This window comes from Neobacillus sp. SRL179 (assembly GCF_984799095.1).
On record NZ_OZ481792.1, the window covers coordinates 1,923,215 to 1,936,499 of the forward strand.

Below are 13,285 nucleotides of genomic sequence, written 5' to 3' on the forward strand. Positions count from 1 at the left end.
AGGTTAACTAAAATGAGTCTTAAGGGAATGGCCTATATTGCAGGAGCTTTCGAGCATCCTGCACGTAAGGCTCCGGAAAAATCCGTTGCGGCTTTACATGCTGAATGTGCAAAAGGTGCTTTAGCAGATGCAGGATTAACATTTGCCGATGTAGACGGATATTTTTGTGCAGGGGATGCGCCGGGTGGTGTGCTGTCTATGGTCGATTATTTAGGCCTCAATGTGCGCCATGTAGATGGTACAGATACGGGCGGCTCGTCTTACATTGCACACGTTTCACATGCAGCACAAGCAATCGCTGCGGGAAAATGTAATGTTGCGTTAATTACAATGGCAGGGAGGCCTCGTTCAGAAGGCAGGAGTGGTGTTAAACAGAAACTAACAGGTGCCAATGTTCCTGATACACCTTTTGAACTTCCTTATGGACCAACTGCTGTGAATGAATACGCGATGACAGCAATGCGTCATATGCATGAATTTGGTACGACGAGTGAGCAATTAGCCTGGGTAAAGGTGGCGGCTTCTCATCATGCCCAATACAACTCAAACGCAATGCTGCGTGAGGTAGTGACAGTGGAGGACGTACTCTCATCCCCAATGATTGCTGATCCATTACATAAATTGGATTGTTGCGTAGTAAGTGACGGTGGCGGTGCATTGGTTGTCGTAAGACCCGAAATTGCAAAAAGTCTGAAACGCCCGCTTGTACGAGTACTGGGCTGTGGTGAAGCACCTAAAGGAATCCTAGGCGGCAAAACAGACCTTACGTATTCAGGCGCTATTTGGTCAGGGCCAAGAGCTTTCGAGGAGGCTGGAGTAACACCTCAAGATATTAAATATGCGTCCATCTATGATAGCTTCACCATTACTGTATTAATGCAGCTAGAGGACCTCGGTTTTTGTAAGAAAGGCGATGGGGGCAAGTTTGTCGCCGATGGTAATCTAATCTCAGGTGTTGGAAAGCTTCCCATTAATACGGATGGAGGCGGCTTGAATAACAATCATCCAGCAAGTCGAGGCGGTATAGTTAAGGTAATCGAGGCAGTTCGCCAACTCCGTGGCGAGTCACATCCAAAAGTCCAGGTTGAAAATTGTGATATCGCGTTAGCACACGGAACTGGGGGCGGACTTGCAAGCCGTCACGGTAGTGCAACACTTATTATGGAGAGGGTGTAAAGAATGGGAACAACATATCAAGTTCGAACGATGACAATCCCTGAAATTCATCCAGAACATAAGGAATATTGGAATGCTGCTGCAGAAGGAAAACTACTTATCAAACAGTGTGAATCCTGTGGTGAGTATCATTATTACCCACGTTTGCTCTGCCCGTTTTGTATGAGTGATAATACGAAATGGATTGAAGCGAAAGGGACTGGCAGTATATACACGTACAGTGTGATGCGGCGAGGCGTCCCATATGCTATCGCTTTCGTCACACTTGATGAAGGTCCCAAAATGATGACTAATATCGTCGAGTGTGATTTAGATACGGTGCACATCAATCAAAGAGTAAAAGTGGTATTCAAGCAAAGCGGAGACCATGATCATCCAGGATCTTTTATACCATGCTTCACACCTGTAGTAGATTAATAGGAGATCTAGTTTATCTTACTTACTATTTACTTTAATGAAAGCGTTGCAAAAGGAACGCCATCTTGGTTTCTTAGGAACTGTGAAGAGCCCAGAGTGCCCGTGTAACTAGAAAAAAGAGAGTCACGGGAACTGTGAAGAACCCACAGCCCCGTGAAGCTCCGAAACGTTTACTTTTTCTTATTTGCAAACATAAGCAGATGAAACGTAAGAATCTGCTAGATACAAAACATACTTAGAAAATCTTAAATAAGGAGGGGAATGGAAATGATAATCAAAAAGAACGTACGCATTCCAATGCGTGATGGCGTCCATATCTCTGCTGATATTTACCTTCCTGACGGCGTAGACAAAGTCCCAGCATTACTTGCACTAAGCCCATATGGGAAGGAATTGCAAGCACAAGCGTTAACTTTGCCTCCACAAGCACGCCCAAGTCATCTTTGGAATGGAGCAATTGAAGCGGGTGACATTCGTGAAGTTGTATCTCGAGGTTATGCGCATATTATCGCAGACGTACGCGGTACTGGTGGTTCTGAAGGTCAAATGTGCGGGAATTATAACTCTGGCGGTCATGGAGACGGAAAAGATATTTATGACCTAGTGGAATGGATGGCAGAGCAAGATTGGTGCGATGGCAATATCGGAATGATCGGTATTTCATACTTTGCTTCCGTTCAAATTTTAGGAGCAGCGGAGCAGCCGCCACACTTAAAGGCAATCTTTGCGAACGGTGGACACTTCGATCTTTATGAACTTTGTTACCACGGCGGCATCATGTGGTTAATGCCGCGTGCATCAAGGGAAGGACGAGGCGGCGATAGCGGTAATGCATTCAATAACGTAGCAAGTAAGAGCTCAAAAGTGTTCTCTCCAGGAGAGCTTATGGAGAAGACGCAAGAACGCTTAAAAGACCCGGATATTGCCCATTGGTCCGATTTCGTTCACCTTTTACATTACCAAGATCGTCACGAATTATGGATGGATTACTTACTAAATCCACTTGATGGCCCATTCTGGCAAAAAGATAGCGCAATCGATGTAGCGCATAAAGTAACTATCCCGACCTATTTCCAAGCAAAATGGGGCCGTGGTTGGAACGTTGAAGGAACTATTGAATGCTTCCACAAAGTCTCTGGGATTAAAAAGCTTGATATCCAAGCACTTCCACCCATGTTAGAGCGTCCGTTCCATGAAAGCCATGACGAGATGTTCCGTTGGTATGATTACTGGTTAAAAGGCATCGACACAGGTATTATGGATGAACCAACCGTGCAGTTCTCTGTAGAAGGTTCCTACAAATGGCGTAAAGAAGATCACTGGCCATTGCCATATGAAGAAAAGAAAGAATTCTACTTACGACCTAGGCACAAAATTAGTGACAAGCCAGAGCCGTTAACATCTGAATATGCCCATCCAGATGGCTTCTACCAAGCACCTTTAACCGTTACAACCAAATCAGAAACCATTAAATGGTCAAGTGATAAGTTCCTAGAGCCAGTTGAAATGACAGGTACAGGTGCATTATATATTCATGCAGAAATCGATACAGACGATACAAATTTTATAGCGAAGCTTTATGATGTCGATCCAAGCGGCAAACGTACCTTAATGACTTCAGGTTATTTAAAAGCCTCTCATCGTGAAATAGATGAGGAACGATCTAAACCAGGTGAGCCATGGCACCCGCATAACCGTGTAGTTCAGGTACCTCCTGGGGAGATTATTGAGTATGCGATTCGCTTATATCCATTCTCATTCTTAATAAAACCAGGACATCGAATTGAATTAGAACTTGCTTGTAACGAGCCGCTTGATGGAGAAGATGCAAAATTATTGCCTCCTGATAGCTACCACTTACCAAGCGGCCGGGCCACAACACACAAAATCTATCGTGATGCCGAGCATAAATCACGGTTGGTTTTACCAGTCATTCCAAAACCATTCGATGTGATGAATCAGTAAGGCAAATTGGATTACACATCATCATTTTTAAAGAAAGATGGGGTGAACAACATAGCGAACTCAGTACGAGTTATCCCAATCGAATGTAAGTTCGGACCAATTTCTGCATTTGCCTATTATGTGGATGCACCGGAACCTGCCATCATTGATACGGGTGTGAATATATCTGCCATCCAGGACATTGAACCAACTCTAGCTGAACATGGGATAAGAATAGAAGATATTCGTTGGATTCTACTGACGCATGGTCATGTGGATCACCTTGGCGGAGCTTTTGCAGTTTGGGAGAAAACCGGACGACAAGCAAAAGTGGTCATTCCTAAAAAAGAGGCAAGGCTATTGCGTAATAAGAATGAACATATTGTTGATTACAAGTTACTTCAAGGAAAATATATCACCGATCCAGCCATTCAAGAAAAACATATCACTATGTTAACAACAGACATTGGTGGTGACATCGAACCATACTTGGAGGTAGTTGAAGGTGATTCTATTAATCTAGGAGGGGATATTACGATAAAAGTAATAGAAACTCCAGGTCATTCCATCGGTTCCGTTACTTTTTTATTGGAAGGATTAGATAGCGCCTTTGCAGCTGATACAGTTCAAATGTATGGGGGGTTAAGCGGGTTACCGACCATTGAGGATCCTACTTTATATCGCCATAGTGTGCAGCGATTGTTAGAAGAAATTCGTCCTGCGCGATTATATTTAGGTCATCCATTCCGCAATATCAAGGGAGAATTACAAAGTGCCCAAATTGAAGGTGACCAAGTAGCAGCGGTGTTACAAGCGAGTCTCGATATGGACGCTAAATTCAGTGATTTAGTGAAACGGCATCTTTCAAATGGTTTTCCTGAAGAACAACATGAACTGTATGGACCATTTGGAGCAATTGCTGAAGAATTGGGCTATACAGGGGATCCACGGAACTTGCCTTGCCCTTTCTTTGTCACAATAAATGGCTACTATGAAGAACTAGAACTTATTGGTTCTCAAATTAAACTGAGAGGAGGAAAAATCTAATGATCCAGAAGAAGTTTGATAATGCAGCACAAGCTGTTGCCGATATTCAGGACGGAGCCACGCTGCTCGTTGGTGGATTTGGGGGAAGCGGATTACCATCTCATTTAATTGCGGCCCTAGTAAAACAGGGAGCGAAAGATCTGACAGTCGTCTCAAATAATATTGGTGCCGTTAGTGATGGAGTAGCAGCACTAATCAGCAATAACCAGGTTAAGAAAATAATCTGCTCATTCCCTGTCGGTCCACATGCTGATGATTTGATTGCTCGTCTTCAGAATGGAACGATTGAGTTAGAAATCGCCCCTCAAGGCACATTAGCAGAACGAATCCGAGCAGGGGGTGCTGGAATTCCAGCATTTTACACTCCGACGGCAGCGCACACAGAATTGGGCGAGGGCAAGGAAACACGGGTATTCAATGGTCGCTTGCATGTTTTAGAGGATGCTATCCTAGGAGACTACGCTTTTATCAAGGGCCATAAGGCAGATCGCTGGGGAAACCTTGTTTACAATAAGACACAGCGTAATTTTAACCCGGTAATGGCGACGGCAGCTCGGATTACAATCGCCGAAGTAGATGAAATTGTCGAAGTCGGAGAGTTGAATCCAGAGAATATTGCCACACAGAGCGTCTACGTGCATCGTTTAGTAAAATTACAAGCTTTGCCAAAAGAGGGGGTGTTAGTAAATGGGTAAAGACGAACAGAAGATTGGATGGTCTAAGATCCAGTTAGCTACTAGAGTAGCTCAAGACTTAGAGGATGGATGGTTCGTCAATCTTGGTATCGGTATTCCAACACTTGTGGCTGACGTGATTCCGGAAGGACGGGAAATTATTCTGCATAGTGAGAATGGTCTTCTTGGATTGGGGCCAAAACCAGCACCAGGTGAAGAAGATATGGATCTTGTCAATGCTGGAAAGGAACCTATCACATTAAAGCCGGGTGGCAGCTTCTTCTCACAATCAGACTCTTTTGCAATGATCCGTGGCGGTCACCTTGATGCCGCAGTCCTTGGTGCATTCCAAGTCTCCATGTTTGGTGATCTTGCCAGTTGGAAGGTACCTAACGATCCGCTTGGACGTGTAGGAGGCGCCATGGATTTAACGGTTGGGGCAAAGCGTGTATTCCTCTGTATGCAACATTGCACGAGGAAGGGAGAAGCGAAAATCGTGGAAGAATGTACATATCCATTAACTGCACCTCGCTGTGTGGATCGTATCTATACAGACCTTGCGGTGATAGATGTGACTGATGAGGGGCTGGTAGTCCAAGAACTTGCTCCTGGCGTTACATTTGAATACCTGCAGGCACGAACAGCTGCGAAGCTAAAACTGCTTACCGACCTGAAAACAGAGACACTTGGAGTGCAACAATGACAAGGCGGATTAAAAAAAGTTCAATTAGTCGCAGTTCCTCAATCCCCCTTTATAAACAAATCAAGGAAATTTTGATTGAGGAGCTTCAGGCTGTTGGAGGTGAAACGAATCGACGCTTCAGTACGGAACAAGAGCTTGTTCAGCGCTTCCACGTGAGTCGGGCGCCCGTTCGCCAAGCACTAAAGGAGCTCACAACTGAGGGGTATGTGTATCGTGAGCGTGCGAAGGGTACCTTCCCGATTCAGGAGCTGCCTGTACGTCCTCCGAGGCTAGAATTAGGAGGGCTAGTTGGATTTCTTCGTGAACAAGGGTTAGATTGTAATTCGCAAATATTGGGTGTTGATAGGGTAGTAGCTACTGAAGAAGGGTTTGAGAATCCCCAGCTTGATCCCAATGATTCAGCATTAAAAATCTCTCGCTTAATTTTACTTAAAGGAAAACCACTTGTATGGACACAGACTTACCTGTCCGTTGTGCAAGATTTTCAACCGAATGCACGAGAGCTAGAAGAAGCAGAGAGTGTCCTTGTACTCCTTGAGAGCGAAAAAGGTATCTTCATTTCTCGAGGTGATCACCAGATTTATGCATCAGGTGCGAACCATGAGGAGGCGAAGATTCTGGATATTAGCAACGGAGAACCCGTTCTTGTAATGGAGACTAAATTGTACACGCGTAATGATTGCTTTATTGGGTGGAGAAGGGCTGTCCATAGAGCTGACGAGTATAAGCTATCTTTTGGAGTGAATCGGTAAGTGGACCAGAATATTTTTAGAAAAGTAAATCGGTTTTGGAAGATTCTAGCGTGTCTCTACTATTTACGACTGGGGGATAAAGGGTGGCTAAAATAAATATTACCGACGTTGTTAATGAGGGGAAATTTAACCGCTTTCATATTGGATTATTAATCTGTTGTTGCTTCATTATTATTTTTGATATGTTTGATCTCGTAATCTACGGATCTGTCATACCAATTCTTATGAAGGAATGGTCCATTTCTCCAGTTGAAGCAGGAGTAATTGGCAGTTATGGTTTTTTCGGAATGATGCTTGGGGCTATATTCTTTGGAATCTTAGCTGACAAATTTGGAAGAAAAAATATCCTTATTTTAAGTGTGGTCTTATTTAGTATATTTACGTTTTTATGTGCCTTTACACCTGGGCCGTTATTGTTTTCTATTTTCCGATTCATTGCCGGAGTAGGGATAGGAGGGGTATTGCCAAATGTGATTGCTTTAATGACAGATTACGCACCGAAACACATGCATAACATGATGGTTTCAATCGTAATGTGCAGTTTTTCTTTAGGCGGTATTATTGCAGCACTTCTAGGAATCTACTTTATCCCCCTTATGGGTTGGCAAAGTGTTTACTGGGTGGCAGCGATTCCACTTTTATTCATTTCTTTAATGATGAAATATTTTCATGATTCGCCCGCTATTCTCTTGGTAAAAGGGCGAATAGACGAACTTCGTTTAGTTCTTTCAAAGGTAAATAACAAAGTAGACCTACCCCAAAACATTGAATTTGAAGCACTTAGCTCGAAAGAGACTGGATCACCTGTTCTAGCACTATTTAAAAATCATCGTGCACTCGGTACAGTGATGATTTGGATTGCCTTCTTCATGAGTTTGCTAATGTACAATGGGTTAACCACTTGGCTTCCAAATTTAATGTTCAAATCCGGCTATGCCCTTGGTTCCAGTTTAAGCTTTGTGATTGTTTTAAATGCCGGAGCCATTATTGGGACGTTGGTCCTCGGAAGTCTTGCAGATAAATTTGGGGTTAAAAAAGTGCTCGTTCCGATGTTTGTAATTGCTTCTATTTGTTTGGTTCTTCTTGGGTTTAAAAATAACATGATTATTTTATATTTATTAGTTGCCGTTACTGGGGCATGTACCATGGGGGCTCAAAATATTTCATACTCCTTTGTATCACAATACTATCCTCCATTAATGCGCTCAACTGCTGTCGGTTTTGCCTCGGGAATTGGAAGAATTGGTGGAATAATAGGACCAACATTTGGAGGCATTCTATTATCACTTAATCTATCGATCCAAATGAATTTTCTCTCGTTTGCGATTCCAGGTGTTTTAGCAGCTATTGCATTTTCATTTGTTCCGTTAAAACTAACTATTCAACAAAAAATAAAAAAAGAAATGGATATCGCATAGGAGGGGAAAATGTATGAAATCAAAATCTGAATTACGAATTGCCATTATTGGGAGCGGAATTGGCGGTGCGTCAGCAGCAGTAGCTTTACGTCATGCCGGATTTAATGTAAACGTATACGAACAAGCATCAGCAATAAAAGAGGTAGGGGCAGGAATAGGTTTGCGTCCGCCATCCATCCGTTATTTCAAGAAATGGGGACTCCTAGAAGAGATAGAAAGAGTGACTCATAAAAGTGTTTTAATGGAAATTCTTTCTGATCAAGGAGAAGTATTACTAGAAGAAAAATGGCCTGCGTTAACAGATGACCCGAATGAAAAATGGGCGAGATTAATTCATCGCGCAGACTGTCTGGACACGTTAATTAATGCAATCCCTTCTGAGTTCATCCATTTGAATCATAAATGTAAATCAATCGTCCGACATGAAGATCATGCAGAAATTGAGTTCGAGAATGGTGTCAAAGTGGAGGCTGATTTGGTCGTTGCTGCAGATGGTATTCGTTCTCTAACGCGTTCGCTATTTTTCAGCCAAGCTGAGCCAGTTTTCCACGGCTATCATGCTTACCGGGCTCTTGTAAATGAGGATGAAACCTATGGTTTAGCATCTGAAAACACATTGAGAATTTTCTGTGATGATAAAGTCAATTATTATTTACTGCCGTTAAAATATCGGAAACAAGTTTCAGTCGATATTACCGTTCCCCACCAAGACCGAACAGGAAGACCGAACGTACCGAAAGAAGATATGCTCAAGGAATTAAAGAATTTCCACCCTGTCCTTCAGAAGATTGCGGAAAATATTAATCATTTCGATGTTCGGGCGCTCTACGATATTGATCCAGTCGAACAGTGGACAAATAATTGTATTGCTCTGCTTGGGGATGCTGCACATTCGATGCTTCATAACCAAGGGCAAGGTGCCAATATGGCCATCCAGGATGCAGGGGTATTGGCTGAATGTTTACTTGAAACTGAAACTGTTGAAAAAGCTTTACAAGAATATGAGACTTTAAGAAAACCAATGGGGCATTTGTTTCAAAATTTATCTCGTCAGTTCCATAGTGACAAAGAAGAAACGGCATTCCCTGAAAAAGAATTCCTTGAAAATGTACCTGAATAAAGTGATTTTATATTGAAATGAGGAGGTTCTCGCCGATGCCTGTACATCCCGAGATAAAAAAGATTTTGGATACGATTCCACAATTCGATCCTAAGCCGAAAATTATACCAGAAGAGCATAGAAAAATGTTCGATGCACCGATTTTACCAATTGAAAATCGTGTCCCAGTTTATTCTGTCGAAGACAGAACCATCACGACTTCTGAAACAGATATACCAGTAAGGATTTATACGCCAAAGGAAGGAGATTCCTTTCCAGTTCTCATGTACTTCCATGGGGGTGCCTTTTTTTCAGGGAATTTAGAAAGTCATGATGAAATCGTTCGTCCACTTTGCATGGAATCTGGATACAAAGTTATTTCGGTTGGTTATCGTCTTGCTCCTGAACATCCATTTCCGATTCCATTAGAAGACTGCTATAACGTAACAAAATGGGCAGCTGAACATAAGGAAGATTTAAACTGGGACGGAGAAAATCTCGCACTTGCAGGTGATAGTGCGGGTGGCAATTTAGTTGCTGCTGTATCTCTGATGGCCCGAGATAAAAAGGAATTTACCGTTACGAAACAAGTATTGTTTTACCCATCACTTGACCTTGATGTAAGTGAGTTTCGTTATCCATCATTAATGGAAAATGGTAAGGGCTATTTCGTAGAAAGTGATCAGTTAGCAGAATATAACTCTTTTTATCTATTAGGAAATGTAGATACAGATAATCCGCTGGTTTCACCGATTCGAGAAGAAAATTTAGAGAATCTTCCAGCAGCACTTGTCATCACGGCAGAATATGATCCAATGCGCGATGAAGGGGAACTATTTGCGGAGAACCTAAAGAAATGTGGTGTGTATGTTGAAACAAAGCGGTATGAAGGTGCCACTCATGGCTTCTTAGGTAAATTCACTCATCTTGATGAGTATAAAGACGTGTATAAACTGACAGGTGAATTTTTAAAATCTATATAGGTAGTTTTTTATCGGAAGTGATGACCGCGGAACAGACAAAAGCAATTGCGCCATCACTTCGTTTTTTAAGTAGAGCAGGATTTAATTGTGTAATAAATATTCAAAATATTCACATTTTTATAAAAGGGGATTGGTTTTATGGAAAATAAAAAGTTTTGGACGTATGAAAATAAGTTAGTAATAATCGTCTTCTTTACAATTGGATTTGTCTTCTTTGACCGTTTAGCAATGAACTACTTATTCCCTATGATTTCGGCGGATTTAGGACTAAACTACACACAATTAGGATTACTCGGAGCAGCTCTTGCCTTAACTTGGTCCGTATCTGGTCCATTGGGGGGATTCATTTCAGATAAAGTTAAGAGTAAGAAATCCATGCTGGCACTATTAGTATTGGCATTCTCGGTTGTGTCATTAATGCACGGTTTAGCACAATCATTTGGCATGTTATTCGCACTTCGTCTAGTAATGGGTGTTGTAGAAGGGCCGCTAATTCCACAAACACAATCGATTTTAGCGATGGAATCATCGGAGCGCCGGAAAGGATTTAACCTTGGTTTTACTATGAACACAAGTAACGCATTATTCGGCAGCATTTTAGCTCCTGTTGTCATTGTAGCATTAGCAACTAACTTTGACTGGCATACGGCCTTTTATTTAACGATTATTCCAGGGATTATTTTAAGCTTTGTTATCTTCAAATCAGTTAAAAATCCCGATTCAGCGAAATTCCATGCCATGCATGCAATAAAATCGACTGAAAAAGCGAAAATAAAAGATGTTCTTAAGCACCGTAATATTTGGTTATCTATTGTTGTTTTCAGTTTAGTTATGACAACTCTTATGGCATTCCAGATTTTTGGACCAACCTATTTAGTAAAAGCAAAAGGTTTATCTGATACAACAATGAGTTTCGTAATGGCTTCATTTGGGGTAGGGTATGCCATTTTCGGTTTTTTAATCCCAACTATTTCAGAGCGTACTGGACGTAAACCAGCTTCTTTAGTTTCAGGGTTGTTGTTAATTCTCATCCCACTAGCGATTGTCTATGTAGATTCCATTCCATTAATGATGGTACTTTTATTCATTGGCTCAGCTGGTTCAGGTGTCATTGGCATGTCGATGTCTGTTATTCCAGTAGAGTCCGTTCCATTACAATACTCAGGTCTGGCCATCGGTTTAACGATTGGTATTGGAGAGTTGATCGGTGGATTCCTAAATCCAATGGTGAATGGGGCTCTAGCAGACATGTTCGGTATTCAAACACCATTATTAGTTGCTGCCGGTGCGGGTGTGTTAGCATTCCTATTCTCATTGTTTTTTAAAGAAACAGCACCAGCTAAGATGCAGATAAACAAAGAAATAACTACTCCTGTATAAATGAAATTGCTTGATCCTTCAAGTACCCAAGTTGTTTAAAGAGGAATCTTGGATTTTTACATTCAAAAAAGAAATCCCCATCCTTCCAGAGATGGGGATTCTTTTACCTTATCGATTTACCGTAAAGGCATACTTATAATCATCGGCCCTATGAATGGCTCGTCTCCAGCCGATAAAACGGTCATTTCGCGTATACATGGAGGTCTCGATAATGAGAACCGGTTCACCGGGTTTGATGCCCAAAATCAGTGCTTCCTCTTGGCTCGCGGCCGTTGCCCAAATTTGGTGGTCACCTCTAGATAGGGCAATACCCAAATCACGTTCGAGGAGCTCAAAAACATTTCCGACTTCCTCAAGTTCCCTGGCTTCAGGTTGGAAGTTTTTCGTTACACAGAGAAAGGTCTGTGTCCATACTAGTGGTTTCTCCTGGAACAAAATCAGGCGTGAGATGTTAAGGGCCTCGTCGCTAGAATCATAGCCAAAGAGAGTACGCTGATTCTCCGGGGGTTGAACACGACGAACATTTAAGACTTTCGAATTGACCTCCATACCTTGTCTGCGGAAGAAGTCAACCAGTCCGCCCAGCTCAAGGCCTGGTGGGCGGACGGGAAGACCTTGTACCGGAAAAGTGCCCTTTGCACGTTCCCGGTAAACATACCCCTCATTGGCGAGCTCTTTTAGTGCTTGGCGAACCGGCGCCCGGCTGACATGGAAGCGATGAACCAGTTCTTGCTCCGTGCTAAAGGGCCGGCCTGTCCCATTATCACCAGCCTGCAGCTCCTCAATTAAAATTTGTTTGATTTGTTTATAGAGGGGAACCGATGAGCTTCGATCAATTGTTTGTTTTTTAGTGTGCCTAATCATGGGTGCCCTCCTTTACTAATTTACGTGTTATCATGAAAACCTCCAGTCATTCTTTAAGCTGTTTTTATGTCATTGTTATTGTTATCATATAAATTGTCATACCAAAGTTCAAGCACTTTTGGAAAATTTATCCCTTTCATAAAATTGAAACACGAATTAGAAACTTAAATAACTGCAGGAGGTTACATAAATGGATACAAAATCGCTGATCATTGACATCTCTACAACTTTATTTCAACAAAAAGGATACAAGAGTGTAGGATTAACCGAAATTTTAAAAGCATGTAATATTGCAAAAGGTTCCCTTTATCATCATTTTCCAAATGGAAAAGAGGAACTACTTATTGCTTGTCTTAATTCAATGAAAGTAGCCATTACAACGGACACGGAGAATATTTTCAAGCGATACCCAACTACGCAAGAAGCGACACAGATGATGATTGAAAAACTTGCAGCGGACTTTGAGCGAGAAGGCACCATTACTGGTTATACATTTAGCAGCATCGTTCGGGAAATGGCTTCCCTAAGTGAGCTTGTCCAAAATGCTTATTCAGAACTTTATACAAATATTCAAGAGATATTTTCGAGGAAATTAGTAGAAGATGGTTTTATAAAAGAAACAGCTGATTCTACGGCACTTTTACTTATTGCAACGATTGAAGGTGGGGTTATGCTTTGTTTAGCACAAAAATCAAGCGAACCATTAAAAATGATTTTACGAGCATTACCTAATTTATTGAAAGTGTTTTAATACCTATGAAAGAATAGTTTTCTTGCAAGCTTAAAGGGTTATATTAAAAATATAACACTCATAAGGAGACACCATTC

13 protein-coding genes are annotated in these 13,285 nt (G+C 41.9%); 12 read left to right on the forward strand and 1 reads right to left on the reverse strand.

Annotation, left to right across the window (positions count from 1 at the left end; translation table 11 throughout):
- The first annotated feature begins 12 nt into the window (after positions 1 to 12).
- The 11 genes from AC4E8C_RS09490 to AC4E8C_RS09540 all read left to right on the forward strand — a co-directional run bounded on the left by AC4E8C_RS09490 (position 13) and on the right by AC4E8C_RS09540 (position 11,593).
- Entirely contained in the window at positions 13 to 1,176 is a 1,164-nt protein-coding gene (locus AC4E8C_RS09490) for a thiolase domain-containing protein (RefSeq protein ID WP_490211859.1), read from the forward strand.
- A 3-nt stretch (positions 1,177 to 1,179) separates the two neighbouring features.
- A complete protein-coding gene (locus AC4E8C_RS09495) occupies positions 1,180 to 1,593 on the forward strand; it encodes a Zn-ribbon domain-containing OB-fold protein (protein ID WP_490211860.1) in 414 nt (137 codons plus the stop codon).
- Positions 1,594 to 1,860: 267 nt separating this feature from the next.
- Positions 1,861 to 3,558: a CocE/NonD family hydrolase gene (locus tag AC4E8C_RS09500; RefSeq protein WP_490211861.1), complete on the forward strand. Its 1,698-nt coding sequence runs from the start codon at positions 1,861 to 1,863 to the stop codon at positions 3,556 to 3,558.
- Positions 3,559 to 3,600: 42 nt separating this feature from the next.
- Positions 3,601 to 4,584 (forward strand): MBL fold metallo-hydrolase, encoded by a 984-nt coding sequence (locus tag AC4E8C_RS09505; RefSeq protein WP_490211862.1) that lies wholly within the window; start codon positions 3,601 to 3,603, stop codon positions 4,582 to 4,584.
- A complete protein-coding gene (locus AC4E8C_RS09510) occupies positions 4,584 to 5,279 on the forward strand; it encodes a 3-oxoacid CoA-transferase subunit A (RefSeq protein WP_490211863.1) in 696 nt (231 codons plus the stop codon). The genes AC4E8C_RS09505 and AC4E8C_RS09510 overlap by 1 nt, the downstream gene beginning before the upstream one ends.
- Positions 5,272 to 5,961 (forward strand): 3-oxoacid CoA-transferase subunit B, encoded by a 690-nt coding sequence (locus AC4E8C_RS09515; RefSeq protein ID WP_490211864.1) that lies wholly within the window; start codon positions 5,272 to 5,274, stop codon positions 5,959 to 5,961. Before AC4E8C_RS09510 ends, AC4E8C_RS09515 begins: the two co-directional genes overlap by 8 nt.
- Complete coding sequence (locus tag AC4E8C_RS09520; RefSeq protein WP_490211865.1) at positions 5,958 to 6,713, forward strand: GntR family transcriptional regulator; 756 nt, start codon at positions 5,958 to 5,960, stop codon at positions 6,711 to 6,713. The genes AC4E8C_RS09515 and AC4E8C_RS09520 overlap by 4 nt, the downstream gene beginning before the upstream one ends.
- An 83-nt stretch (positions 6,714 to 6,796) precedes the next feature.
- Positions 6,797 to 8,131 (forward strand): MFS transporter, encoded by a 1,335-nt coding sequence (locus AC4E8C_RS09525; RefSeq protein WP_490211866.1) that lies wholly within the window; start codon positions 6,797 to 6,799, stop codon positions 8,129 to 8,131.
- A gap of 13 nt (positions 8,132 to 8,144) precedes the next feature.
- Positions 8,145 to 9,251, forward strand: a complete 1,107-nt coding sequence (locus AC4E8C_RS09530; RefSeq protein WP_490211867.1) for an FAD-dependent oxidoreductase — start codon at positions 8,145 to 8,147, stop codon at positions 9,249 to 9,251.
- Between the two features lie 35 nt (positions 9,252 to 9,286).
- Positions 9,287 to 10,213, forward strand: coding sequence for an alpha/beta hydrolase (locus AC4E8C_RS09535; protein ID WP_490211868.1), 927 nt, complete (start codon positions 9,287 to 9,289; stop codon positions 10,211 to 10,213).
- 138 nt (positions 10,214 to 10,351) lie between these two features.
- Positions 10,352 to 11,593, forward strand: coding sequence for an MFS transporter (locus AC4E8C_RS09540; RefSeq protein ID WP_490211869.1), 1,242 nt, complete (start codon positions 10,352 to 10,354; stop codon positions 11,591 to 11,593).
- A gap of 108 nt (positions 11,594 to 11,701) precedes the next feature.
- On the opposite strand, the gene AC4E8C_RS09545 is transcribed toward AC4E8C_RS09540, so the two are convergent.
- Positions 11,702 to 12,457, reverse strand: a complete 756-nt coding sequence (locus tag AC4E8C_RS09545; RefSeq protein ID WP_490211870.1) for a GntR family transcriptional regulator — start codon at positions 12,455 to 12,457, stop codon at positions 11,702 to 11,704.
- 190 nt (positions 12,458 to 12,647) lie between these two features.
- Between AC4E8C_RS09545 and AC4E8C_RS09550 the strand changes: the two genes are divergently transcribed.
- On the forward strand, positions 12,648 to 13,208 hold the full coding sequence (locus AC4E8C_RS09550) for a TetR/AcrR family transcriptional regulator (protein WP_490211871.1): 561 nt from the start codon (positions 12,648 to 12,650) through the stop codon (positions 13,206 to 13,208).
- The last annotated feature ends 77 nt before the right edge of the window (positions 13,209 to 13,285 follow it).

Coding starts and splice junctions, on each gene's coding strand:
- AC4E8C_RS09490 (WP_490211859.1), top strand. CDS start 13: ATGAGTCTTAAGGGAATGGCCTATATTGCAGGAGCTTTCGAGCATCCT.
- AC4E8C_RS09495 (WP_490211860.1), top strand. CDS start 1,180: ATGGGAACAACATATCAAGTTCGAACGATGACAATCCCTGAAATTCAT.
- AC4E8C_RS09500 (WP_490211861.1), top strand. CDS start 1,861: ATGATAATCAAAAAGAACGTACGCATTCCAATGCGTGATGGCGTCCAT.
- AC4E8C_RS09510 (WP_490211863.1), top strand. CDS start 4,584: ATGATCCAGAAGAAGTTTGATAATGCAGCACAAGCTGTTGCCGATATT.
- AC4E8C_RS09515 (WP_490211864.1), top strand. CDS start 5,272: ATGGGTAAAGACGAACAGAAGATTGGATGGTCTAAGATCCAGTTAGCT.
- AC4E8C_RS09520 (WP_490211865.1), top strand. CDS start 5,958: ATGACAAGGCGGATTAAAAAAAGTTCAATTAGTCGCAGTTCCTCAATC.
- AC4E8C_RS09530 (WP_490211867.1), top strand. CDS start 8,145: ATGAAATCAAAATCTGAATTACGAATTGCCATTATTGGGAGCGGAATT.
- AC4E8C_RS09535 (WP_490211868.1), top strand. CDS start 9,287: ATGCCTGTACATCCCGAGATAAAAAAGATTTTGGATACGATTCCACAA.
- AC4E8C_RS09540 (WP_490211869.1), top strand. CDS start 10,352: ATGGAAAATAAAAAGTTTTGGACGTATGAAAATAAGTTAGTAATAATC.
- AC4E8C_RS09545 (WP_490211870.1), bottom strand. CDS start 12,457: ATGATTAGGCACACTAAAAAACAAACAATTGATCGAAGCTCATCGGTT.
- AC4E8C_RS09550 (WP_490211871.1), top strand. CDS start 12,648: ATGGATACAAAATCGCTGATCATTGACATCTCTACAACTTTATTTCAA.